At 59.8% G+C, this 24,065-nt stretch carries 22 protein-coding genes, 1 pseudogene and 1 riboswitch; of the genes and pseudogenes, 12 read left to right on the forward strand and 11 right to left on the reverse strand.

Features of this window, described 5'->3' with window-relative positions; all coding sequences use genetic code 11:
* Positions 1–13: 13 nt before the first annotated feature.
* Positions 14–919: a DNA-processing protein DprA gene (locus F2982_RS18010; protein ID WP_246777476.1), complete on the forward strand. Its 906-nt coding sequence runs from the start codon at positions 14–16 to the stop codon at positions 917–919.
* Entirely contained in the window at positions 920–1,606 is a 687-nt protein-coding gene (locus F2982_RS31475; protein WP_210399326.1) for a phosphoribosyltransferase, read from the forward strand.
* A gap of 123 nt (positions 1,607–1,729) precedes the next feature.
* On the opposite strand, the gene F2982_RS18020 is transcribed toward F2982_RS31475, so the two are convergent.
* From F2982_RS18020 to F2982_RS18040, 5 genes are all read right to left on the reverse strand, one after another.
* Positions 1,730–2,341, reverse strand: coding sequence for a hypothetical protein (locus F2982_RS18020; protein ID WP_203428649.1), 612 nt, complete (start codon positions 2,339–2,341; stop codon positions 1,730–1,732).
* 100 nt (positions 2,342–2,441) lie between these two features.
* A complete protein-coding gene (locus tag F2982_RS18025) occupies positions 2,442–2,708 on the reverse strand; it encodes a hypothetical protein (protein ID WP_203428650.1) in 267 nt (88 codons plus the stop codon).
* Between the two features lie 155 nt (positions 2,709–2,863).
* Positions 2,864–3,676: a metallophosphoesterase gene (locus F2982_RS18030; protein ID WP_203428651.1), complete on the reverse strand. Its 813-nt coding sequence runs from the start codon at positions 3,674–3,676 to the stop codon at positions 2,864–2,866.
* Between the two features lie 71 nt (positions 3,677–3,747).
* Positions 3,748–5,754 carry an AAA family ATPase gene (locus tag F2982_RS18035; protein ID WP_203428652.1) on the reverse strand — a complete coding sequence of 669 codons (2,007 nt, stop codon included), beginning with the start codon at positions 5,752–5,754 and terminating at the stop codon, positions 3,748–3,750.
* 20 nt (positions 5,755–5,774) lie between these two features.
* Positions 5,775–6,077: a hypothetical protein gene (locus tag F2982_RS18040; RefSeq protein ID WP_203428653.1), complete on the reverse strand. Its 303-nt coding sequence runs from the start codon at positions 6,075–6,077 to the stop codon at positions 5,775–5,777.
* A gap of 152 nt (positions 6,078–6,229) precedes the next feature.
* Here F2982_RS18040 and F2982_RS18045 point away from each other — a divergent pair, with 152 nt between their 5' ends.
* Positions 6,230–6,784, forward strand: coding sequence for a helix-turn-helix transcriptional regulator (locus F2982_RS18045; RefSeq protein ID WP_203428654.1), 555 nt, complete (start codon positions 6,230–6,232; stop codon positions 6,782–6,784).
* A 4-nt stretch (positions 6,785–6,788) separates the two neighbouring features.
* Positions 6,789–8,486 (forward strand): hypothetical protein, encoded by a 1,698-nt coding sequence (locus F2982_RS18050; protein WP_203428655.1) that lies wholly within the window; start codon positions 6,789–6,791, stop codon positions 8,484–8,486.
* A 47-nt stretch (positions 8,487–8,533) separates the two neighbouring features.
* On the opposite strand, the gene F2982_RS18055 is transcribed toward F2982_RS18050, so the two are convergent.
* A complete protein-coding gene (locus tag F2982_RS18055) occupies positions 8,534–8,713 on the reverse strand; it encodes a hypothetical protein (protein ID WP_203430130.1) in 180 nt (59 codons plus the stop codon).
* A gap of 67 nt (positions 8,714–8,780) precedes the next feature.
* Between F2982_RS18055 and F2982_RS18060 the strand changes: the two genes are divergently transcribed.
* Both F2982_RS18060 and F2982_RS18065 read left to right on the forward strand, forming a co-directional pair.
* On the forward strand, positions 8,781–9,722 hold the full coding sequence (locus F2982_RS18060) for a LysR family transcriptional regulator (RefSeq protein WP_199629106.1): 942 nt from the start codon (positions 8,781–8,783) through the stop codon (positions 9,720–9,722).
* 97 nt (positions 9,723–9,819) lie between these two features.
* Positions 9,820–9,975, forward strand: coding sequence for an entericidin A/B family lipoprotein (locus F2982_RS18065; protein WP_112715239.1), 156 nt, complete (start codon positions 9,820–9,822; stop codon positions 9,973–9,975).
* Between the two features lie 3 nt (positions 9,976–9,978).
* Here the strand turns inward: F2982_RS18065 and F2982_RS18070 are convergent, their stop codons facing one another.
* Both F2982_RS18070 and F2982_RS18075 read right to left on the reverse strand, forming a co-directional pair.
* Entirely contained in the window at positions 9,979–10,329 is a 351-nt protein-coding gene (locus tag F2982_RS18070; protein WP_112715237.1) for a hypothetical protein, read from the reverse strand.
* 98 nt (positions 10,330–10,427) lie between these two features.
* On the reverse strand, positions 10,428–11,426 hold the full coding sequence (locus F2982_RS18075; RefSeq protein ID WP_203428656.1) for a glycine betaine ABC transporter substrate-binding protein: 999 nt from the start codon (positions 11,424–11,426) through the stop codon (positions 10,428–10,430).
* A gap of 449 nt (positions 11,427–11,875) precedes the next feature.
* Here F2982_RS18075 and F2982_RS18080 point away from each other — a divergent pair, with 449 nt between their 5' ends.
* Positions 11,876–13,330 carry a cobyric acid synthase gene (locus F2982_RS18080; RefSeq protein ID WP_203428657.1) on the forward strand — a complete coding sequence of 485 codons (1,455 nt, stop codon included), beginning with the start codon at positions 11,876–11,878 and terminating at the stop codon, positions 13,328–13,330.
* On the opposite strand, the gene F2982_RS18085 is transcribed toward F2982_RS18080, so the two are convergent.
* Positions 13,327–15,117, reverse strand: coding sequence for a chloride channel protein (locus tag F2982_RS18085; RefSeq protein ID WP_199629103.1), 1,791 nt, complete (start codon positions 15,115–15,117; stop codon positions 13,327–13,329). The genes F2982_RS18080 and F2982_RS18085 overlap by 4 nt on opposite strands.
* A 222-nt stretch (positions 15,118–15,339) precedes the next feature.
* Positions 15,340–15,733, forward strand: a riboswitch (cobalamin riboswitch).
* Positions 15,734–16,026: 293 nt separating this feature from the next.
* Between F2982_RS18085 and cobU the strand changes: the two genes are divergently transcribed.
* The 5 genes and pseudogenes from cobU (at position 16,027) to F2982_RS18115 (ending at position 22,776) form a co-directional block, all read left to right on the forward strand.
* Positions 16,027–16,539, forward strand: a complete 513-nt coding sequence (gene cobU / locus F2982_RS18090) for a bifunctional adenosylcobinamide kinase/adenosylcobinamide-phosphate guanylyltransferase (protein ID WP_203428658.1) — start codon at positions 16,027–16,029, stop codon at positions 16,537–16,539.
* A gap of 4 nt (positions 16,540–16,543) precedes the next feature.
* On the forward strand, positions 16,544–17,593 hold the full coding sequence (gene cobW, locus F2982_RS18095; protein WP_203428659.1) for a cobalamin biosynthesis protein CobW: 1,050 nt from the start codon (positions 16,544–16,546) through the stop codon (positions 17,591–17,593).
* Positions 17,594–17,596: 3 nt separating this feature from the next.
* Positions 17,597–21,704 (forward strand): annotated as a pseudogene (gene cobN / locus F2982_RS18105) (cobaltochelatase subunit CobN).
* Positions 21,705–21,718: 14 nt separating this feature from the next.
* Positions 21,719–22,351, forward strand: coding sequence for a cob(I)yrinic acid a,c-diamide adenosyltransferase (gene cobO, locus F2982_RS18110; RefSeq protein ID WP_199629099.1), 633 nt, complete (start codon positions 21,719–21,721; stop codon positions 22,349–22,351).
* Positions 22,351–22,776 (forward strand): EamA family transporter, encoded by a 426-nt coding sequence (locus F2982_RS18115; RefSeq protein ID WP_130278092.1) that lies wholly within the window; start codon positions 22,351–22,353, stop codon positions 22,774–22,776. Before cobO ends, F2982_RS18115 begins: the two co-directional genes overlap by 1 nt.
* Here the strand turns inward: F2982_RS18115 and F2982_RS18120 are convergent.
* Positions 22,773–23,567: a helix-turn-helix transcriptional regulator gene (locus F2982_RS18120; RefSeq protein ID WP_203428660.1), complete on the reverse strand. Its 795-nt coding sequence runs from the start codon at positions 23,565–23,567 to the stop codon at positions 22,773–22,775. The two genes, F2982_RS18115 and F2982_RS18120, sit on opposite strands and share 4 nt — an antisense overlap.
* Positions 23,567–23,932: a nuclear transport factor 2 family protein gene (locus F2982_RS18125; RefSeq protein ID WP_203428661.1), complete on the reverse strand. Its 366-nt coding sequence runs from the start codon at positions 23,930–23,932 to the stop codon at positions 23,567–23,569. The genes F2982_RS18120 and F2982_RS18125 overlap by 1 nt, the downstream gene beginning before the upstream one ends.
* Between the last annotated feature and the right edge of the window lie 133 nt (positions 23,933–24,065).

Genomic DNA, 24,065 nt, shown 5'->3' on the forward strand with positions numbered 1-24,065 from the left:
ATCAGAACATATAGTGAACATCAAGCCGCGATTGATCCACGGGGTCTGCTGCTTTCAAGTTCGCTGTCGCTTTACCCACAGCGAAATGCACTCGGCCGCCGGGGCAGAACGTGACCCGGGTGCTCGAATCGCGGTAGACATCGAACAAAGCATTTCTGGAGAAGTTGAAGTGCTGATGGATATGCACTCTGAACAGAATCGAGTGACGAAAGTGACCCGGGCGTCCGGTTACACACCGCCGACGAGCTTTGGCTCCATGCCACTGGGCGAGATGATGGAGTACGCTGGGCGGCCGATGCCTAAAGAACTCGAAGGGCTGTTCAAGAAGGCGGAAGAACGCGATCCGATAATCTTCTTCTCCGGCGATCTTAATCTGCTTAAAGTGAAGTCCCTGTCTGTCATCGGTGCACGGTCCGTATCTACTGACGGTTTGGCTCGCGCGGCTAGGATATCGCGAGAACTGGCGTCTGCGGGGCTAGTCGTAACAAGCGGGCTGGCAAAAGGTGTCGATACTGCTGCTCATCGAGCTGCTATCGCCGAGGGCGGTAAAACTGTGTCAGTCATCGGAACGCCTCTCGACAAGGCCTATCCAGCCGAAAACGCCGACCTCCAACAGGAAATATACGAGCGCCATCTTCTGGTGTCGCAATTCCACCCAGGCCAGCGGACCTTTCAATCGGACTTTCCAAAACGCAATCGTTTGATGGCAGCGCTTTCCGACGGCAGCGTTATAGTCGAGGCGTCCGACACCTCAGGAACGCTTCATCAAGCGGCTGAATGCATTCGTCTCGGGCGCTGGCTTTTCATCATGCGCTCCGTCGTCGAGAACCAAGCGTTATCCTGGCCCGAGCGCTTCTTGGGAAACCCCAAAACGGTGGTCTTGACCAGCGTACAAGATATTCTGTCTCGGATTTCGTAAATGAACGTGCACTTTATCAGTGCCTACTATTCGGAGCTGGCGCACAAGGAAAAGGCAAAGCGGAAGCCCGAATATTGGGATTCCTACCTGTTCGTTTGGGCGGTCAAGACCGGGCAATATAAGACCCCGTTCACAATTTTATTCCGAAACGGGGAGAGGGTTAGGATCACCACCGGGAACATCAAGAGGGCAAGAAGCGCTTTCGGACAGTTCATTGTGGCGACGCTCGACAACGCTGAGGTGCCGAAGAACGCGCTGTTGATTCCGATTCCCTCGAAGGATGCGCAGCCGAACGTCAAAGGCGGATACCGATCATTGTGGATGGTTGCGGAAGCGCTGAAGGACAAGCGATATAGTGGCGTCATTTACGATGGGCTCAGGTGGGCCAAGCCCCTGCCCAGATCACATGAGGGAAACGGGCATCGTAGCCGTGCGCAATTGAAGCAGTTCCTTCGGGTGCAAGGAAATATTGCTGGCCGCAGCGTCGTCCTCATCGATGACTTACTTTCCACTGGAAGTTCAATGCTCGCAGCCAAGGAAACCCTTGAAGAAGCCGGGGCGACCGTTCTGTTCGCGATAACCTGCGGGAAGACCGTGTACGACTTCCAGACCAAGCCGTTCAAACGGCAGGTTGTTCAACTTGAAAATGAACTGCACGAGTACGAGCCAGTGAAGGAAACGCCATGACTGAAAAGAAAGTTGTCGTACCCCAGCCTCCCAGACCGCCTATCGGAAACACCGACGGCAAAAGGGGGAGCTATACCGCGCCGACCGAAAACCATAACCGGCCGCCGCCGCCCAAGAAGTAGTCTATCGCCCTCGACGGCGAAAGTTGACCTGCGCAACCTCTGAAGCGGGGATGTAGGTTATTTCCGATCCCCATTCGTCCCAAAACACGTCGTCTATTGTCGACCACGCATAGCCCACCTTCTGGTCGGTGACATACATTAGGATGTCGCCGGTCGCACCGAACCGGAAGGGGCCGTTGGGCTCGTCCTTGAACCGATGGAGATCGGCGCACATCAGCGTCCGTCCGTCCTTCAGTCGCACGATCAACTGAGAGGCGACGATGCTCGTCTCGCCAAAGAGATTGAGCCACGCTGTGGGTATATCGTCGGCATAACTGACATTCGTGTTCCGCATTATGTTGTAGAAAACCGGCCGCAGCAGCGCTCGCCATACTGCTCCAAGGACAATGGACGTCACCACAGCGGCCCCAGAAGCGGCCAGGATGTTAATGTTCACATATCTGAGCAGCTGATAGGCGAACGCAGCACAAAACCCAAAGACAAGTGTACTGAACGTGACGTCCACAGTCTTGTGGTGATCCCGAAGACCGACATGGGCAACGAAGTAACCCATGTATCCGGCGGCGAGGGTCAGAAGCGTTACCCAGGGAAGGGTGAGAAGTTTCGGGTCCATTATGTTGACTTTTCCACGAACTGCACCGTCACTCTCGTCGTCTAGTGCTTCTGCCCTTCAAATTTTACTGAATTTTCTTTCGCCGCTGACGCTCAAGGAATCAAGTGCCGGGAGGGCGGACACCGAGCATCAGCAGCGTTTGGCCGAGCACCACTGAAAATGCGATAGTGCCCACGACCATGAGAGCAGACAAGACGGGGAGTTTGAAGCGGCCAAGGCTAAGCGGTTTGCCTGGGTCAGGTGCCCACTCGCTTGGACTGAACTTGTTGGTAAAAGCGTCCATAGCGTGCCAAATGCACAAGAATAGAGCATGGGCAGCAAACGCCAGCACGACGATCAAAGACGCGATAAAGAGATCGTCATTCATGGTTTATGTGGTCCTTATGAGTTCCGCCTCAAGGAAATCCGCGAATTCGCTTTTGACGAACTCCGCAATCTCCTCGATCAATTCCTTGTCGCATCAGGAGTTTAGGAATTGTTGCATTCGGACACAGAAAAACGAAAACCGGCCTCTGTCACTGTTTATAATTCGATGATGAAACCTGGGCGGAAGCCGGACGTATAAAGTTCGCCCCTATAGCCCCACGGGTTACAGATGACTCTCGTCTGATCGGCCATATAGTCCCGAAACTTATGTATGTGACCGTGAACCCATCGGCCTGGGCGTCGGCGTATGATCAGGTCGGAAAGATCGGAAGCGAAAGCAGCGTTTGTCACGTTCCCGAAAAAGTCGGGGTTAAAGCTCTGCATCAAGGGCGCATGATGGGTTACCACGACGGTACGTCCGGGAAAATCAACCGATAATTCTCTGTCTATAAATCTCCGACTTTCTCTGTGGCGTTCAAGGATTTCCCAGGCCGTAACCATTCCGTTTTCGCCTGGTCTTCGAGGGTCGGAACGATAAATACATTGGAAATCCATCATCCGCGACGGCACCAGTTCGAATGCTTTAACCCGCCTCTCTTCAGGAGGGATGTGTTCATCATGCCCAACGGAGACCGCGAAATCGGTCCACAGGGTAGCACCGATGAAGCGACAGTCGCCGACTGTGACGGTATCGTTCTCAAGGAAATGAACTCGGCTTCCTTCAACAAGACGTCGGGCCCGTTCTAGTGCGCCGCTGATGCTGCTGCCGTAGTAATCGTGATTGCCGAGCACGAGCACTACCGGCATCTTCGGCTCGATGACTCGACGGATGAAGCCGATGCTGTCATCGATGAAGTTCGTGACGTCCCCAGCACATATACAGATTTCCGCTATGGGAACTTTGGGCGGGTCGCGAAGCAACCTTGTGAGGTGGCTTTGATGGATGTCACTAATGATCCAAGCTTTCACGGGGCCTCCATCGGCCGCAAAGGAATGCGGCGTGTGTATGGTCGGTAGGATTGGCTGAGTGTCGAGCGCCACTAATGTTGACGGCGGCTTTTTGGGCGTTGCGGCGTCGACTGCCGAGTCTTCCGCGATCCCGGCCAGTACGGCTCCAATTGGCGGGCGTCCAGCCGTTTGTGTTTCACGAGCGCGTCGGCAAGCTTGAGCAGTTCGGGCTTAACGCCGTCGAGCATTTCTTTCGCCCGCTGGTACTGCTCTTGAAGAATTTCTTTGACGTCGTCGCGAAGAGCGAGGTCCTCCCAAAGCTTGGGAGGGGACGTCATGTCGACCGATCCGGGAAGGTAATACAAAGAATTTCCGAAGGCGTATTCCGTCACCATCCTGATCGCCAACATGGTCGCGCTGGCAAAGTCGCTGCCCTGGTTTCCGGTTGACCAACTGGCGCGGTGCTCGAAAATCAAATCCTCCGCTGCTGCTCCTGCCAGGTCCGAAGTAATCATCTTCATAACGTCCCATTGGGTTAGAAATTCGCGGGCGGGTCTTTCCATGAACATGCCGCCGTTCGCATCGACAGCGGTGGCGAAGTTTTCCACGTTGTCGTAGATTTCGACCCACTCGATCTTGCCCAGCTGCAACGTGTGGGTCACGAGGGCATGACCCGCCTCGTGAATCGCGACGCGGTACAGAGTTTCGGCATCAAGCGGAGGCGGCACTTGCACCTGTGATCTGACGTCCGAAATGTTGACATCTCGATTTTCCTTTCGGGCAATCCTTCTGGCTTCGCGGGCCAGCCTTTCAATGTCCGCGCCGCTCTTGCCAGGCATTCGTGCAGCTATTTCCCTGAGAGCGGCATCACCCACTAGGTCCGGAAGATGAAATTCAAGGATTTGTCCTCGCGCTGTTGCGTCAGGCAAAGGAAATTTGACATGTTTTTCGAGCCGACCGCTCCTTAGAAGAGCAGGGTCGATCCGTTCCGGATAGTTGCACGCACCAAGGACGATGACGCCCTCGCGTCCTTCCGTTCCGTCCAAGCATTCTAAGAGCGCGTTCACGACGGTTGTCGAATAGGTCTCGTGGCGGCTAGGAAATTTGGCTCGGTCCCCAATGGCGTCGAATTCATCTAGGAATAATAAGCAGGGCGAATTTTCCTTGGCGGCACTGAACGCCTGATACATGGCCTTCAACATGTCACCGAGATCGCCGTCTTTATAAGACTGCCACTTCGGGATTGATGTTGCTTCCAGATGGAGGCCGCAGTGGGACGCTAGAGCTGCTGCAAATCGCGTCTTACCTGTTCCGGGTGGACCGTACAATAAGCAACCCTTGTCCACCTCGGCCCATGGAAGTTTTCCTTGCCGCCAATCGGATAGGTCTTTCTTCAGAGCCTCGGCCCACACGCTCGCTTCGCCGAAGCCCTTGGTGACATCCAGCAGCCGTTCATTGCCGGAAGGCACCTTCGCGACCTTCAACAGCTTCATAGCGGCCCGGCTCGCGGGTTGGTCCCGACGGAAGATGGCTTCCATTCGCTCTGATGCTTGCTCCGAGATGACTGCTGCCTGTTCGTCCGTCAGCATGCCGCACTTGCGAAAGGTACATAGCGCTCGTAAGTGCCGAACATCGCAAAGAGCGAGCCTGTCAGAGAGCGTGGCCGCCAGCTCGAAATCCTCATGAAGGACAGAACCCTCCTGAGTAAAGACGATCAGTTTCTCTCCCGTCTCAAGGAATTCCGCCGGGTCGATTTCCCATCCACGTTTGTGCTTGGAAGTAGGATGGAGGCAGAACTTGACGCCCTTCTTGTCCTTCAAAATGATGTTCGCCGCGTCATGAACGTCTTTCAGCTGCCATTGGGGAGGGACGGCGATCACTGCGACGCATGAAGGTTCGGAGAGGGCACCAATGTTTCTGCGGAAGAGCGCCACGAGAGCGCAATAAGCTAGAAAGTCAGTCGCTGACTTGCGAGCGATTGCAGGTAGATTCCGTTTCGTCAACCGGAACTCGTTAGTTCGAGGCGTCTTGAGCTGTTCGGCGGCTTGCTGCAGCTTCGCAATGTAACGGTCCAGGCTATCGGTCAGGGCTTTGTCCATGATCAGCTCCTCTTTCGTCGCTAACCGATCAGCCCGTGGTCGAAATAGTACCACCTGCTGAGAGTCCGGCCGATTTTGCGTTTTTGATCGAGGTAGAAGAGTTCGCTCGTAACGCCGGGGCTACCTTCTTTGATATGCGGATGACCGGACATCTCGCCGATAAGGCATGGCACGGAGCGCTGGACGAGCATGCAGTTGCGAATGGTAACAGGATTTACGGGACCGTCGAAGCCGCCAGGCGATGACAAGCCTTGTAAGTCGGCGAGCAGGGACTGCAGCCGGGGAATGATTACACTGGGTGAAGTTCCAAGCCATTTGTCCATCGAGAGCACCTTCGATTCGGTTTGAGGAAGTTGGCCTGAAGCAAGAAAACCGATTCTTGACTCAAAATCAAAGGAAAATGACGCAAAACGCGGTTGGGTGACGCACAGCGAATAATGTTGACATTCTCAGCCCTGAGCGTTTTTTCGGGGACATGAACCCGGTAATTCCGCTGTTGCGAGCTGCACGTTTTATGCTTGGCTGGAGTCAGGCTGAAGTTGGCGTGGCGACGGGGATCAAAGCCAAGACCATCCAGTTGATTGAGGGTGGCAAGTATAAGCTGCTCCCGCGAGAAGCCTGGATACTGAAAGCTTATTATCAGGACGCAGGGGTCGAGTTCGTCGAGGCCGGTGAAGGGCACGGAGCTGGTGTTAGGTGGAGGAAGCCTGGCACCGTTCTGGAAGATAAGACACTTGACCATTTCGGCAGTCGGATAATCAGGGCTTCCAGAGGCTTGGCAGACCTTAGTCAGCGCGAGCTAGCAAAGGCAGCCGGTGTCGATCCGAGCTTCATCGCTCGTCTGGAAAAGAACCGGTATGACGCTGTTAACGAGCGAACGCTGAACAGCCTTGTGAACGGGCTTCGCACGAAGAACATCGAGATGACGTCTGAGACAATCGCGTTCGGCGCGGGTGTTCGTTGGATAAAAGACATCCGCCCTGAAGCTCCAACCCAAACGGAAAACACCGAAGCGAAAGACGAGAGGTGATGCAATGGCTGGAGGTTTTGAGCATCCTAGTGTGTCAGGACCGAAAGCCCTTGCTATTCCAGTAGAACCGCAACCAGGGGAGGGGCTGGCAGATATCGTGTTCCGTGCATGTGCGGAAAATGGTTTCCATGATCTTTGGATTATCAACCGCCTGCTTGGCAAACACAGCATAAAGCAGGGGTGGGGTCATTCACGTTTCGCTCGGTCCGATTTTGATGTGAAAGTGCTTGCGGACTTTCTTGGAGTCCCCAACGGTGTCGCGGACATCGAGCGCCTGATGTACCGGAAGGGAAGTCGTGGCGTTAATTTTTTTGGCGTCGAGATCAGCGGGAACGAGCTGATAGCCACTCGTCGTATTTCCCCGCGTTCATTGAGTGAGAAACCTTTTGCAAAGGCGATCTGGTCTATTCGTAGCCTCTCGTTCGATCCCCGCACAAAAGAGCGACTTTTAGACCGCTGCCCAGAGTGCAATTCGATCCTTCAATATCGAATTGCGGGAGACATCTGCCGGTGCACTCGTTGTGGGATAGCCGACTTTCGCGACTATCCCCAAGCACTTGTCGAGGTCGACGATGTTGAAGGCTTGGACTTCGTCACCAACTTGATCGACCCGGAAGCCCAGAGCGCCTGCCGAGTACACGATGACTTGAAAAGCTTCGGCACGGGAGAAATCTTTACGCTGGCGACGACCTTGGCACGAGTCATCCAAACAGAAGATTCGGGAGGTACCAGAAGGCCGAGCCCCACAGCCGAGAGCCTTAGTCTGGCAGGGAGTGCCATCAAAGGTTGGCCGAAGAAATTTGCCGAAGTCGTTGAGATTTACGCCTCAAATAAGAGGCCGGATCAGAACCACACCCTAGACAGCAGCTTGTACGGTGTGACGGCGGACTTGAGAAAGGTCGTGAGGAAGGAACTCGCCACAGTTCTGAGCGGTCGGACAAGAAATTACGACGTGAACTCCCAAGCACGTCGCGGCGCAACACAAGTGAAATTTTGGTCATCACCTGCTGTCATGAAGCAGGCGAAGAAGTTTGGTCTGCCTGTTCTCGATATGCTTTCGCTGTATGCTGATCAGGTCATCGAATGCCCAGATAGGCGATATGCAGAGCGGTTGGGCATCCCGAGCGGCGCACCTCCCATGAATTTTGACGCATTTGCGAGACATACAGCTAAGGCGAGGGCTAGGGGTTTGGTCTCGCTTCCCGTTGCTGTCTGGGGGAGCAAGTCGTCTCGGCATCCCTGGTCGCAAGTCATGCAAGAAGTCCTCAGTAAAAAGATTGGCGTGAGCATCCTAGCTTCGTCCAAGAACTTTTTGGAAAGCGCTTACACCGGCAACGTAGAGCGTGTCCGGCACATATGCGAAACTCATCAGGCGAGCGTCGATCCGAAGGCGATTGTCAATGTGAGAGAAGCAAAGTTTTACCTGCGAATGGGCACCGGAGATGTTGGGGCGTTAAAGCGTCATGGATATTTCAAAGGTGACATCATCACCATGGAAGAAATCTGGCGTTTCCAAGACGAGTTCATTTCGCCGTTCGAGATTAGAGCCAGACTGATCATGGAGGGCATAAAGCCACAGTCGGTCATTCAAATTGGGGCTGGCCTTCAAGCAGCTGGAGCAAAGCTGACCCTACTTGACTTGCATCGATATCACCGTGACGATGGAGAACAGTATCTCCTATCGATCATCGGCAGAGCTTAGAGAATTGCGTACTCAGAATCGAAAAAATTTTCCGCTGATCAATAATTTCAAATGGTTAGATGAATCAAAAAAATGTTCTCCGTACAGTAAGGATCGACATCGGCGATCAGGTGATGGGGCAGGGCCGTCATCTGGCGCATCGTGTTGTTCCAGGCGGTGCGCTGGATCTGCCGCGAGCGGAGCGCGAAGAAGGCATCAATTGCGGTCTGTACAGTGTCAGTCATCATGGCCTCCTGTGTTCGTGTTTCAGCCATGAGTAAAATATAAGGTTCGATTGACTTTCAAACAAACGAAATGATATGGTGTTTAAATTCAGAAAAATTGAAAGATGCGCCGATGACGATGCCCTTTCGCAGGCCTATCCCGCTTCTCGATAACGACGTTCTGCGCACCTTCGTGGCAATCGCGGAAACCGGCAATTTTTCGACGGCTGCCGAAGCGGTGTTCAGGACGCCGTCGGCCGTCTCCATGCAGATCAAGAAGCTCGAGGAACAGCTCGGCGCGACGCTGTTCATGCGCGACGCGCGCTCGGTGACGCTGACGCAGCATGGCGAGCTGCTCTTGACCTATGCGCGCAATATCCTGGCGCTCTCCAACGAGGCCGTCTCGCGCTTCATCATGCCCGAACTTAGCGGCGTCGTCCGTCTCGGCGCGCCTGAAGATATCGGCGAGCGGCTGCTGCCGAGCATTCTGAAGAGTTTTGCCGAGAGCTACCCCGGCATCATGGTCGATGTGACGATCGACATGAGCATCGGCTTGAAGAAGCGGATGGAAGAGCAGCGCCTCGATCTGGCGCTCGTCAATTTCGCGACCAGGCCTTTCCCGACCGGCGGCGAGATCGTCTATCGCGAGAAGCTCGTCTGGGCCGGCGCCAAGTGCGGCACGGCGCATCGCAAGGAGCCGCTGCCGATCTCGATATGGGAAGAGGGCTGCATCTGGCGCCAGGAAGCGTTGGCGCAGCTCGAGCGCAACAAGCGGCCCTATCGCGTCGCCTATCTCAGCGGTCACACGATGGCGCAGCGCGCTGCCGTGGTGTCCGATCTGGCGATCGCGCCGCTGCCGCGCTCCTATGTCAGCGAAGACATGGTGATCCTCGGCGCTCAGGAAGGTTTGCCGGAACTTGGCTCCTTCGAAATCCGGCTGCTGACGGCATCGCAGCTTTCCGGTCCGATGCAGGCGGTTGCCGACAGCATCCGTCATGCCTTTGCAGAAAAAGCCAAGGCTGCTGCCGCCTAAGCCATTATTGGCGTGAACCTTTTTGGCCTTGGCGCGTTAATCGCCCGGAGCGGCGCCCGCCGCTTCGGAGAGGTCATATTTGCAAAGGATTTCCAAAATGACGACGACAGCCAAAATCGGTGCTGCCTTCCTGCTTCTGCTCGCCCTGTCTTCCTGCGGCAACACGATCCGCGGCATGGGCCGCGATACGGCCAACGCCGTCAACGCCACGCAGGATGCCGGCCGCTCGGTTGACCGCGCGGCGCGCCATTAACGATCAGATCTTGGCTGCCGGATAAGCCTTTTCGAGGCCGCCGGAGCGGGAGAGACCATTGCGGAAGGCCTGATAGGCCGGATGCTGGCTCGACTTGGCGGCCTCCATCAGCCGGATCTGAAGACGGGCAGGTGCAGCCGTGCCGATCCATGTGCCCGTCGTCTCAAGCTTCAGCGAATTCAGGAAGCGGCTCTCTGCGGAGAGATCGAGATAGCGGTGCAGGCCGTCGACCAGATTGTCGTCCTGCGCGACGTTTTCCATTAGCAGTTCGATATAGGACTTGTCGGCGTCACTGGCGCCGGCAAACTTCTGTGCAACGGTTTCGCGATCGGGGAAGGAAGCGGCTGGGGTCATCGGGTACCTCAAGAAAATCGTTTTGGCGCGCAACAGAGGCGCGGTCGTTATCGGTTCTTCCTTTTGCCCGCTCTGGCCTTCGCGAAGCTTGCAGCGCTTTAGAGCGCGCGCTTGACCCGTGCGGCGATCTCTTCGGGAACCCAGGTGGTCCAGAGCTGCGGATAGTTCTCCAGGAAGTAGACGGCGGCGTTCCGGCTGCTTTCGCTGTGCTCGTCCTGCCAGGCGAGGACGTCGTTGATCGTGCCGTTATCCCAGCTGCGCTTGCGCAGGTAGTCCATTGCCGGGCCGGCGCGATCGGCAAAGGCCTTCGTGGTGACGGTGACGCCCTGCGAGGTCGGGTATGCATTGCGCCGCGGGCGGGCGCAGCCGGAGACTGCCGTGCAGGTGTTCCACTCCATCTCGCTATAGGGGACGCCCATGCCGAGGCGAATCATGTCGTATTTTCCGATGAGGGCGGTCGGCGCCCAGTAGTAGCCGAGCCAGCCGCGCTTGCGCTCGAAGGCATCGGCGATCGAGGCGTCCAGGTCTTTCGGCGTATCGGCGCTGATCAGGTTGAAGCCCTTGGCTTCGGCATAGTAGGCCTTGAACAGGTTCTGGGTGGTGATCTTGCAGCTCCAACCCGTCGGGCAGTTGAAGACCGCGCCTTTTGCGGGGTCGTTCTCATCGGGAAACAGATCGGGCCTTGCCAACGCATCCTCGATCGTCCTGATCGAGGGATTGGCGTCGGCGACGAATTTCGGGATCCACCAGCCCTCGACAGCGCCATCGGCGAGGATCTCGGCGCCCTCGACCAGCCGCCCGGCGGCGATCGCCTTGGAGAGCTCGATCTCGACGCCCTTGACCCAAAGCTCGGGCGCGATATCGGGCGTGCCCTTGCCATCCATGGATGCGAAAGTCGGCATGGTATCGCCGGGGACGATCTCGACGCTGCAGCCGTAGCCGGCCTCCAGGATGATCTTGTCGAAATTGGCAGCGATCGCAGCCGACCCCCACTTCATCTCGGCGATCGTCACCGCGCCGCAACCTGCCGCTACGGCAGCTGAAGCGCAGGCCCAGGCCATGGCTGACAGGAACAGCATTCTCAATGCGGCCTTCATCTGCGCTTCCTTTGTTCCACTTGTGATTTTTTATTTTGCCGATGGTAATGCCGAAAAGGTTGAGATCAACTTCTCAGGTTGAATTTTTCTGGGCTAAATCTTTGATTTGTATCGGCTAATATTACGGGTTCACGCAGCTTTCCGTTAGGTGAGTGCAGGAGTGCGTTTCGCGTCGCGGTCAATAAAAGTTCAAAAAAGGTCGAAATTCATCTTTGCTTAAGAGCTCAATAACTCTCCGGTAAGAATGTCGCGCTATCAGTGTAACCACGGCGGGGGACAAACCGCCGGTTCTCCGGATCAGGTTCTGCGTCCCGGAGAGCACGAGTTTCGCCGTGTATGGGCGATACGCCAGAGTTTTACGGCAAACCGCGCGGCTCCCGGCTGGCGCGGTTTTCGCGTTTAGGGACCTGCCGTTGACCTCGCGCGGCAACGCGTTGTAGGCGTCATCCATGACCAGAGCCATCATGCTGCAGGGAACAGGATCGGATGTCGGCAAGACGGTGCTCGTCGCCGGGCTCTGCCGGCTGGCGACCAATCGCGGTCTGACCGTTCGCCCCTTCAAGCCGCAGAACATGTCGAACAATGCTGCCGTCGCCGATGACGGCGGCGAGATCGGCCGGGCGCAGTGGCTGCAGTCGCTCGCCGCACGCACGCCGTCCTCCGTTCACATGAATCCGATCCTGCTGAAGCCGCAATCGGAGAATGGCAGCCAGATCGTCGTGCAGGGCAAGGTCTGGGGGCAGGCGAAGGGGCGCGACTACCAGCGCCTGAAACCGCAGCTGCTCGAGTATGTTCTCTCTAGCTTCGCGACGGTTTCCGAAGGCGCCGATCTCGTCATCGTCGAGGGCGCGGGATCTCCGGCGGAGATCAATCTGCGGCCGGGCGATATTGCCAATATGGGCTTTGCCACGCGGGCGGTCGTGCCGGTCGTGCTGGTCGGCGATATCGACCGCGGCGGGGTCATCGCCTCGCTGGTTGGAACGCATGCGATCCTCGATGAGCGGGATCGCGGCATGATCTCTGGCTATATCATCAACAAGTTCCGCGGTGACGTTTCGCTCTTCGATGACGGGATCTCCGCGATCGGGCGCTATACGGGCTGGCCGTGTTTCGGCGTGGTGCCGTGGCTGAAGGCGGCTGGTGGTCTTCCGGCCGAAGATTCCGTCGTTCTCGAAAAGCTAGCGCGCGGAAGATCGGCGACGCTGAAGGTCGCCGTACCCGTGCTGCCGCGGATTGCCAATTTCGATGATCTCGATCCGCTCCGCGCGGAAGAGGATGTCGAGCTTGTCTTCGTAAAGGCCGGCGACCGTCTTCCTGACGATGCCGCTCTCGTCGTTCTGCCGGGCTCGAAGTCGACGATCAGCGATCTCGCGGATTTCCGCGCAGCCGGCTGGGACCGCGATCTCGCGGCCCATATGCGGCGTGGCGGGCGGGTGATCGGCATTTGCGGCGGCTACCAGATGCTTGGGCGCAAGGTTCACGATCCACTCGGCATCGAGGGCAGTGCGGCTGAGACGGACGGGCTTAGCCTTCTCGACGTCGAGACGGTAATGGCGCCGGAAAAGGTCGTGCGCAACAGCCGCGCGGTCTCCGCCGAATATGGCACGCCGCTTTCCGGCTATCAGATCCATCTGGGCGTGACGGAAGGCGCGGATTGCGACCGCCCGTCCGCCCAAATCGACGGCTTACCTGACGGTGCGATCTCCACCGATGGCCGGGTGATGGGCACCTATCTGCACGGTCTGTTTTCGAGCGATGCCTACCGCTCGCGACTGCTAGAAAGCTTCGGTCTCGCAGGCGAACGGAAAAGCTATGCCGAAAGCGTCGACAGGGCGCTGGATGCCGTGGCGGCCGAGCTGGAGCGTCATCTCGACCGCGACTGGCTGCAGCGGCTGCTCGGCTAGATTTCGCCAGAGACCTCGCGGCGGCGGCGGTCCAGTTCTTCCGTGTAACGGCGCAGCGTATGGCTTTCGCTGAGCTGTCCGACGACCTTGCGCTCGATCAGATTGTTGAGCACGGCCAGCGCTTCGCTCTCGGTCTTGTCGAAGATCGCGGCGGCCTGCTTGGCATTCATCTGCGGCTGCAGGAAGTCGTTCTTGTAGCGGATGAAGCTCTCCAGGCCCTTGCCCTCGTCATCCGTATCGATCGGATTGGAATGGATTTCGGGAACGAGGACGAGGCCGGCATATTTCCCGGTATCATCGACGAGGATGACGCGCTGCGTCGAACCGGCCGGGAAGGTCTTTTTGAATTCCTCGACGGAGGTCGCGACATTGGCGGTCTTGACGTCGGCGCGCATCAGCTTGCCGACCGTCAGGTTGCGGATCCAGCCGACATCATGGGCGCTGCGAATGCTTTCGCCGCGCAGATGGAAGCGCCATGTGGCGAAGGAGTAGCCGAAGGTGGTGCGCACGACGAGCGAGGATGTGATGACAGCGGCGAGCACCAGGGCGGTGATCGGGAAGTCGCCGGTGATCTCGAGCGCCAGGAAGGTCATCGTCAACGGTCCGCCGATGATGGCGACGGCGAGCGAACTCATGCCGACGACGGCATAGACCTCCGGTGTCAGTGACGCATGTGCAAAGAACGGCGCCGAATAGGCGAAGAGCTTGCCGAGCAGGGCGCCCATGAACAGCGAGGCGAAGAACAGGCCGCCCCTGAAGCCGGAGCCGATCGATACGGCGGAGGCGAAGGATTTCAACAGCAGAATGCCGATCAGCGCCGGGATCGCCACCTGGTGCGACAGGTTGAGATGCAGGGCGCCATGGCCTGCCGAGAGCACTTGCGGCGAAATCATCGCCAGCAGGCCGACGACGATGCCGCCGAGCGCCGGGCGGGCATAGGTCGGCACCGAGCTCTTTCGCGCCAGTTCCTCGATGAAGGAGACGCCCTGCATGATCAGGATGCCGGCCCCCGCGCAGCAACCGCCGAGCAGGATCGCCGGAACGTAGTCGGCTGGAACGACGCTGCCGAATTGGCCGACATCGATGGTAAAGTCGCTGCCGGCAAGCAGGCGGGCGATCAGCGTCGAGAGCAGGGCGGAAACGACGACGGGAGTCAGCGACACGATCGTGTATGTGCCGATGATCAGCTCGAAAGCGTAGAAGGCGCCCGTCAGCGGCGCGTTGAAGGCGGCGGCGATGGCGCCGGCCGCGCCGCAGCCGACCAGCACGCGCAGATCGGCGCGGCGCAGCTGCAGCTTCAGGCCGAGCTTGGAGGCAAGACCGGCCGCAAGCTGCGTATAGCCGGCCTCGAGGCCGACCGAGGCGCCGAAGCCGTTGGAGATCAGGTTCTGGATCGCGACGATCACGCTATCGGTCAGCGACAGGCGGCCGCCATGCAGCGCGTTCGCCTCGATCGGGTCGACCATCGGCTTCTTGCGCGTTCTGCTGAGGATGAACAGCAGCAGGCCGAGAAGCAGGCCGCCGCAGATCGGCGCCAAGAGCAGGAGCAGCTTGTTGTCGATCTCGGACGAGCTCAGGCGGTCGACATCGCTGATGCCGAAAATCAGGCTGTGCATTTCGCGCGAGATCAGGCTCATGCCGGTCACCGCGCAACCAGCGATGATGCCGACAGCGCCGCCCGCGAAAACCATGCCCATTTCATTCTGGCGCGCTAGGGCGCGCAGCCGCGCCATATCGAATTTGAGATGGCGCCGCGCCAGGCGGCCGATGTCGGTTTTCGTGAGCATGATGACAGAACTAGGCGATGGAATGCAGGATCAAGGAAGCGCGCTTTTTGCGCCGCATGATTTCGCGAGCAATTGCCGCAAAAGCGAGGCGGTCGCAAGCGAAATATCGACTTAAGTCAATGAATTTAATAGACTATCTGTTTGGTAGACTCAGTCGGGTTAAGAGCGGGCTGTTTGGATTGCCCTGGCATCGATTGACTTCGCATGGCCGCACGCCTAACGATGCTTTCAATTACGGATGGTTCCGGGGCGGCGGTTGCCGCTCGGGATGAAAAGGGAATGTGACGGGGCGGACCCAAGCCGGGCGCCTTCATCACAGCCGACCCCGCGACTGTAGAGCGGTCAGGGTCTTCCATCCGGTGCATCGGCACCGCTGCCTGATCGCTGCATTCCGCAGCAGGGCAATGGCTGACGCGCATCGGAAAAGCCACTGGAAATGCATCGTGATCAGCCGGGGCAGGACGCCTCTAATTCTACGAATCGTCCGCCTTTTCACGAGAATGCAGCCGGGAAGGCGAGGAAGATCCGCTGGCACGATCAGGGATGGCCTTTCGGCCGTCCCTGTCGGGGCCTGAAGCCGCGAGCCAGGAGACCTGCCATCTGTGCCGGGCGAAGAGCCCTTTGGGCATTCCCGCCCGCTGCCAGCACGGAGGTTGTCATGGCTGAAACGAGAATTTTCATGTCGCTATATGCGGCGCCTCAGAGGGGTTCCCCCATTCCTGTGGCCTTAGGGCTGCGCCCACGGGATGTCACAGGAATCCAGCGTGCCCAAGTCCTTGGGCACGGGAGACTCATTTCCTTGTTGCTGCGATTCATTCACGGCGCCGACGCGCCGTGGCTGGATTCCTGTGGCAAGCACAGGAATGAGGGAAGACCGAGAGATATGTGCCCCAGCACGGTGGCCTTCGCATGAGCAGTGCGACTTTCATCCTCGGCGGCGCCCGGTCCGGCAAATCCCGCTTCGCTGAAAATCTCATCACCGACACCGGTCTCGAACGTCACTATGTGGCGACAGGGCGGGCGTGGGACGAGGAGATGCGGGCGCGGATCGAGCAGCATCGGGCCGATCGCGGGCCGTCGTGGCAGACGCATGAGGAGCCGCTGCAGCTTGCCGAGCGGCTTGCGGCAATCGACGGCGAGGGGCGGGCGATCCTGGTCGATTGCCTGACGCTCTGGGTTACCAATCTGATGATGGACGAGCGCGATGTGGCGGCGGAAAGTGCCGCGCTCGCGGCCTGGCTGCCGAAGGCGAAGGCGCGGCTCGTTCTTGTTTCCAATGAAGTCGGCCTCGGGATCGTTCCCGAAAACCGGATGGCGCGGGATTTTCGCGACCATGCCGGGCGGCTGCACCAGATGATCGCGGCCTCCGCCGCGGACGTGTATTTTATCGCGGCAGGCCTGCCGCTGAAGATGAAGGGTTGAACGAATGAACCAGCAGAAGATCCCCGCAACCGTGATCACCGGCTTCCTCGGGGCCGGCAAGACGACGATGATCCGCAACCTGCTTTCCAATACCGGCGGCAAGAAGATCGCGCTGATCATCAACGAATTCGGCGATCTCGGCGTGGACGGCGACGTGCTGAAGGGCTGCGGTGCTGAAAATTGCACCGAGGACGATATCATCGAGCTCACCAATGGCTGCATCTGCTGCACCGTCGCCGACGATTTCATTCCGACGATGACCAAGCTTCTGGAGCGCGATCAGCGCCCCGACCACATCGTCATCGAGACCTCGGGTCTGGCGCTGCCGCAGCCGCTGGTCGCCGCCTTCAACTGGCCGGACATCCGCAGCGAAGTCACCGTCGACGGCGTCATCACCGTCGTCGATAGCGCCGCAGTCGCGGCCGGCCGCTTTGCCGACGACCATGATGCCGTCGAGGCGCGCCGCGTCGAGGACGAATCCCTCGATCACGAAAGCCCGATCGAGGAGCTGTTCGAGGATCAGCTGACCTGCGCCGATCTGATCGTTCTCAACAAGACCGACCTGCTCGATGCGGCCGGCATTATCCGTGTCCGCGACGAGGTTGCGTCGCGTATTTCACGCAAACCTGCGCTGATCGAAGCGAAGAACGGCGATGTCCCGGCAAGCGTTCTGCTCGGCCTTGGCATCGGCACGGAAGAAGACATCGCCAACCGCAAGTCCCATCACGAGCTGGAGCACGAGGACGGCACGCCGCATGACCACGACGAGTTCGACAGCTTCGTCGTCGAGCTCGGCACGCTTGCCGATCCCGCCGGTTTCATCGAGAAGCTGAAGGGCGTGATCGCAGAGCATGACGTGCTGCGCCTGAAGGGCTTTGCCGATGTCTCCGGCAAGCCGATGCGCCTGCAGATCCAGGCTGTCGGCAGCCGCATCGACCAGTATTTCGACCGTGCCTGGGCACCGGGCGAAACCCGCGGCACGCGCCTCGTCGTCATCGGCTTGCACGATATGGACGAAGCTGCCGTGCGCAAGGCGATCGAGGCGCTGGTCTGATCCATGCATCTACTCCTCGCCCAGAAAGGAACGATCAGCGACGGTGACGAGGCGACCGATCTCGGCCAGTCACCCGGCGACATCCTGTTCCTTTCTGCGGCGGACACGGAGCTTGCGGCAATCGCCGCCGCTCATGGGCAGGGTGGCGGCAATCCGCTGACGCTGCGCGTCGCCAGCCTGATGAGCCTGAAACACCCGATGTCCGTCGATGCCTATGTCGAGCGGACGGCGCGGCACGCAAAGCTGATTATCGTCCGGGCGCTCGGGGGAGCGAGCTATTTTCACTATGCTCTGGAGGCACTGCATGCCTGCGCAGCCCTCAGTGGCGCGCGGATTGCGGTGCTGCCCGGAGATTCCAAGCCGGATGCCGGGCTGACGCCATTCTCCAATGTCGATCTCGATGATCTCAATGCGCTCTGGTCCTATCTGATCGAAGGCGGCGACGAGAATTCGCGGCGGTTTCTGGATTATGCGGCGGCGATGGTTGCCGGTGGAGAGAAGCCGGGTGCGGCTGCTCCGTTGATGAAGGCGGGGATATGGTGGCCGGGGCGGGGTGTTGTTGGTGTCGAGGAGTGGCGGGCGCTTTCGGATCGGCTGCTGTCCGCGATACCCCCCTCTGCCTTGCCAGGCGGCCGGGGTCGAGCCACGGGTCTCGACCTGCTCTGCGAGCCCCCCACAAGGGGGAGATCGACTCGCGGCGCGCTTCCTCCCAGACAATGCAGGTTGAAGCGAGCGGTCGAGCCCAGCCAATCTCCCCCCTTGTGGGGGAGATGTCCGGCAGGACAGAGGGGGGTAACCCACTCTCGACCGAAGCCCCCATCGCCGCCATCAGCTTCTACCGAGCCCTCGTCCAGAGCGGCGAAACCAAGCCGATCGAAGCGATGATCGAGGCGCTGGCAACCGAAGGCCTGCGGCCACTCCCGGTCTTTGCCTACAGCCTCAAGGACCCGGTTTCCACCGGCATTCTCGAAAGCGTCTTTGCTGCCGCCGCGCCCGATATCGTCGTCAACACAACAGGATTTGCGGTCTCCGCGCCAGGTGCCGACCGCCAGCCGACAATCCTCGAAGCCAGCGGCGCCGTCGTGCTGCAGGCGATCTTCTCGGCATCCTCGAAGGAGGCATGGAGCGGTTCATCGCAAGGTCTCTCGGCCCGCGATCTCGGCATGAACGTCGCGCTTCCCGAAGTCGATGGCCGGGTGCTGTCGCGCGCCGTCTCGTTCAAGGCGGCGGCGCGTTACGATGCCAGTGTCGAGGCCAATATCGTCGGCAGCGAGCCGGATGCCGGGCGGATGCGCTATACGGCGAGACTTGCCGTCCACTGGGCGAGGCTGAGGCGCAAGACGGCGGCAGAGCGGCGGGTCGCGCTTGTGATGGCCAACTATCCGAACCGCGACGGGCGGCTCGGCAACGGCGTGGGGCTCGATACGCCCGCCGGGACCGTCGAGGTGCTGAAGGCGTTGCGCGAGGCGGGTTACGGCATCGATGCGTACCCGGCGGACGGCGATGCGCTGATGCGGCATCTGATGGACGGGCCGACCAATTCCGGACGTGACGGGCGCGTGGTCCGCGAGCGGCTTTCATCGAGTCGATACAAGGCTTTCTTCGAAAGTCTTCCGAAAAAGATTCAAGATGAGGTGACGGCGCGATGGGGCGGCCCGGAGGCGGATCCCTATTTCGTCGACGGCGGCTTTGCCCTGCCGTTTTCGCGGCTGGGCAACGTGCTGGTCGGCATCCAGCCCGCGCGTGGCTACAATATCGATCCGAAGGAAAGCTACCACTCGCCGGATCTGGTGCCGCCGCATGGCTATCTCGCTTTCTACGCCTTTCTGCGCCAGGAATTCGGCGCCGATGCCGTCATTCATATGGGCAAGCACGGCAATCTCGAATGGCTGCCGGGCAAGGCGCTGGCGCTGTCGGGGGAATGTTATCCGGAAGCGATCCTCGGGCCGCTGCCGCATCTCTATCCGTTCATCGTCAACGATCCCGGCGAGGGCACGCAGGCCAAGCGGCGCACCGCTGCCGTGATCATCGACCACCTGACGCCGCCGCTGACGCGGGCCGAGAGCTATGGGCCGCTGAAGGATCTGGAGGCGCTGGTCGACGAATATTACGAGGCCTCCGGCGGCGATCCGCGCCGTATCCGGTTGCTGTCGAAACAAATCCTCGACCTCGTCGCCGATATCGGCCTCGACAGCGATGCCGGGATTGCCAAGGGTGAGGCGGAGGACGAGGCGCTGAAGAAGCTCGACGCCTATCTCTGCGACCTCAAGGAAATGCAGATCCGCGACGGGCTGCATGTGTTCGGCGTGTCGCCTGAGGGGCGGTTGCTGACGGATCTGACGGTGGCGCTGGCGCGGGTGCCACGTGGGCTGGGGGAAGGTGGCGATCGGAGTTTGCAGCGGGCGATTGCGGGGGATTTGTTCGCAAACCCCTCCCCAACCCCTCCCCACAAGGGGGAGGGGCTTAAAGCGTTGCTGCCATCTCAATCCACAGCGGCCGAACCAGTTGAGGTTGGCCGATCCGTGGAGGCGATCTCGGCGCAAAGTCCCTCCCCCTTGTGGGGAGGGGTTGGGGAGGGGTTTTCCTTCGATCCCCTCGACTGCAACATGGCCGCCCCCTGGGCCGGCTCCAGACCCTCGATCCTCGCCGAACTCCTCGACACCCCTGGCGCACCAATGGCGACACCGTCGAGCGCATTGAGCTGCTCGCCGCCAAGCTCGTCTCCGGCGAAACACAGTGCCCTTCCGCCTGGCCGCAAACCCGGCAGGTGCTCACCACCATCGAATCCCACCTGAAACCTTCGATTCTCGCCTGCGGCCATGCCGAAATCTTGGCGCTCCTCACCGGTCTCGACGGCCGTTTCGTGCCTCCCGGCCCCTCGGGCGCGCCCACACGCGGGCGTCCCGACGTGCTGCCCACAGGGCGGAATTTCTATTCGGTGGATAGCCGTGCCGTCCCGACACCGGCAGCCTACGAACTCGGCAAGAAATCCGCCGAGCTTCTGGTGCGCCGCTATGTGCAGGATCATGGCGAATGGCCCGTGTCCTTCGGGCTGACGGCCTGGGGCACGTCGAACATGCGCACGGGCGGGGACGATATCGCCCAGGCTCTAGCGCTGATCGGCGTCAAGCCGGTCTGGGATATGACCTCACGCCGGGTCACCGGCTACGAGATTATCCAGCCCGCCATGCTGCGCCGTCCGCGAGTCGATGTGACGCTGAGGATCTCCGGCTTCTTCCGCGATGCGTTTCCGGAGCAGATTGCGCTGTTCGACAAGGCTGTCCGGGCGGTCGGCGCTCTCGACGAAGACGCTGATGACAATCCGATTGCAGCGCGCATGCGCGGCGAAGCCATGCGGCTTGCGGCGTCCGGCTTGGACGAAGCTTCCGCGATGAAGCGGGCCGGTTATCGCGTCTTCGGTTCGAAACCCGGCGCTTACGGAGCCGGGCTGCAGGCGCTGATCGATGAGAAGGGTTGGGAGCGGCGCGCCGACCTGGCCGAGGCTTATCTGGTCTGGGGCAGCTATGCCTATGGCGCGGCCGAGGAAGGCCGGGCCGAGCGTGGCATTTTCGAGGAGCGGCTGCGGTCGATCCAGGCCGTGGTGCAGAATCAGGACAACCGCGAGCACGATCTGCTCGACAGCGACGATTACTACCAATTCGAAGGCGGGATGGCGGCGGCGGCCGAGCATGTCGGCGGCATCAGGCCATCGATCTATCACAACGATCATTCGCGGCCGGAAAAGCCGGTGATCCGCTCGCTCGAGGAGGAGATCGGCCGTGTCGTGCGCGGGCGTGTCGTCAATCCGAAATGGATCGATGGCGTCATGCGCCACGGCTACAAGGGCGCCTTCGAGATCGCGGCGACCGTCGATTATCTCTTTGCCTTTGCGGCCACGACCGGTGCCGTTGGCAATCATCATTTCGAGGCGGTCTATCAGGCCTTCGTCGCCGATCCCGAGGTGCGCGATTTCATGGCCGAGAAGAACCCGGCCGCCCTCGAAGAAATGAAAGAGCGGCTGATGGAGGCGATCGACAGGCGCCTCTGGACGCCGCGCAGCAATTCGGCGCGCTTCGATCTGGCGCCCCATATCCATACTGAAACAGCATAAGACTGGACATGACGATGAGCGAAGAGACTGTAGAAACCGGCGAGAAGGACGATGCCCGCCATAACGAAAAGATGGCGAAGAAGAAGGCTGCCCGTGACAAGATCATGGCCACCAAGACGGATGAGAAGGGCCTGATCATCGTTCACACCGGCAAGGGCAAGGGCAAGTCGTCCTCGGCCTTCGGGATGATCTTCCGCCACATTGCCCACGGCAAGCCGTCGGCCGTCGTGCAGTTCATCAAGGGGGCGATGTGGACCGGCGAGCGCGATCTGATCGAGAAGCATTTCTCCGACATCTGCCAGTTCCACACGATGGGCGAGGGCTTTACCTGGGAGACGCAGGACCGCGCCCGTGATGTCGCGGCCGCAACGGCTGCCTGGGAGAAGGCGAAGGAGCTGATCCGGGACGAGCGCAATTCGATGGTGCTGCTCGACGAGATTAATATCGCGCTGCGCTACGACTATCTCGATGTGAACGAAGTGGTCGCATTCCTGCGGGATGAAAAGCCCTATATGACTCACGTCGTGCTGACCGGCCGAAATGCCAAGGACGAGCTGATCGAGCTTGCCGATCTCGTGACCGAGATGGAGCTGATCAAGCATCCGTTCCGCTCCGGCATCAAGGGGCAGCCCGGCGTGGAGTTCTGATGACGCAAAGCTGGCTATTCTGGGCGGTGCTTTCGGCGGCTTTCGCGGCGCTGACGGCGATTTTCGCGAAGATCGGGGTAGCCGGCGTCAATTCGGATCTGGCGACGCTGATCCGTACCGTCGTCATCATCCTGATCATCACGGCGATCGTCGCCGCCACCGGCCAGTGGCAACCCATCTCCAGCATTTCGGGCAAGACGTGGCTGTTCCTGGCGCTTTCGGGCGCGGCAACAGGCGCGTCGTGGCTCGCCTATTTCCGGGCGCTGAAGCTTGGCGATGCGGCCCGCGTCGCACCGATCGACAAGCTCTCCATCGTTCTCGTCGCCGTGTTCGGCGTCGTCTTTCTCGGCGAGAAACTCGGGCTGGTGAACTGGCTGGGCGTGGCGATGATTGCCGGTGGCGCGCTGCTGCTGGCGCTGTTCTAGTCTAGGAGTCGCCTCAGAAGCGCGGCGGTTTCCTCGTCCGCCGGGAAGAAGGATTCGATCGCCAGTTCCGAGAGCGTGACGTCGACGGGCGTGCCGAACACCGTCGTCGTCGAGATCAGCGACAGCGTTCCACCCGCAGTGCGGAGTTTCAGCGGAACGGCAATTCCCGCATAGTCGTGTCTCATCTCATCGGCGGGGTTGCCGCCGGGCGAGAGCTGCTGCAATTCCTTGAGCAATCCGGCGAGGATCGGGTCGGCGGTCATGTCGATCTGCTGGCGAAGCCGTTCCAGCAGGTGGGCGCGCCATTCGGCGAGATTGACGATATCGGGCGCCAGTCCCTCCGGATGCAGGCTGAGGCGGAGGACGTTGACCGGGCCTTCGAGCAGGCTTGCGTCCCTGACATTGCGCAGAAGGGGCGCGATCGCGGCATTGGCTGATATCAGCGTCCAGTGACGATCGATGGCGAGCGCCGGGAATGGCTCATGTGCCTTCAGCACCATGTCGACGGCTTGGCGGGCTGGCTTCAGGGCCGGATCGTCGAGCGACCGCTCGGCAAAGAGCGGCGCATAGCCGGCCGAGAGCAACATCGGGTTGCGGTCGCGAAGCGGCACGCCGAGCCGTTCTGCCAGATGCAGCAGCATATCGCGGCTCGGCGTCGAGCGCCCGCTCTCGATGAAACTCAGGTGTCTCTGCGAAATCTCGGCTTCGAGCGCCAGATCGAGCTGGCTCATGCGGCGAAGCTTGCGCCATTCGCGGAGGTGGTCACCAAGAGAGCGGGCTGACGGGGTCATTATGCGGCTTCCGGAACGAGATCGAGGAACCCGTGTACGGCTTTCAGGCGACCGTCTTCAAGCAGGGCGAAGTCGGTTCCCTTGATGATCGCCTCGCCACCATCGGGTCCGAGACCCCAGGAGAAGCGCAGGTTGTCGCCGTGCCCGTCTGCCGCGCCAATGAGATTGAAGCGGAACCCGGGAAAGCGGGTCTGGACGGCCTCGACCAAGGCGTTGATCTGTTCATGGCCTTCGCCGCGCATCAGCGGGTCGATATAGACGGCGTTCTCGGTCCAGCCTTCGGCGATCAGCGCCTTGCGGCGGCCGGCATCTTCCTCGTTCCAGATGGCGATGTAGCGTTCGGCCTTGTTGGTCGCGTCGGTCATTCTCTGTCTCCTTGTGATCGCCCGGTTCGTTCAGGCAGGGCGATCATCGGCAAAGGGTGGCCGCTCATCAATTACGCGAGAGGTAATCATGCTCGCGGCTTGGTGATTTGACAGTGCGGGTCGCGACCAGAAG

The sequence above is a fragment of the Rhizobium sp. BG4 genome (genome assembly GCF_016864575.1).
GTDB lineage: Bacteria > Pseudomonadota > Alphaproteobacteria > Rhizobiales > Rhizobiaceae > Rhizobium.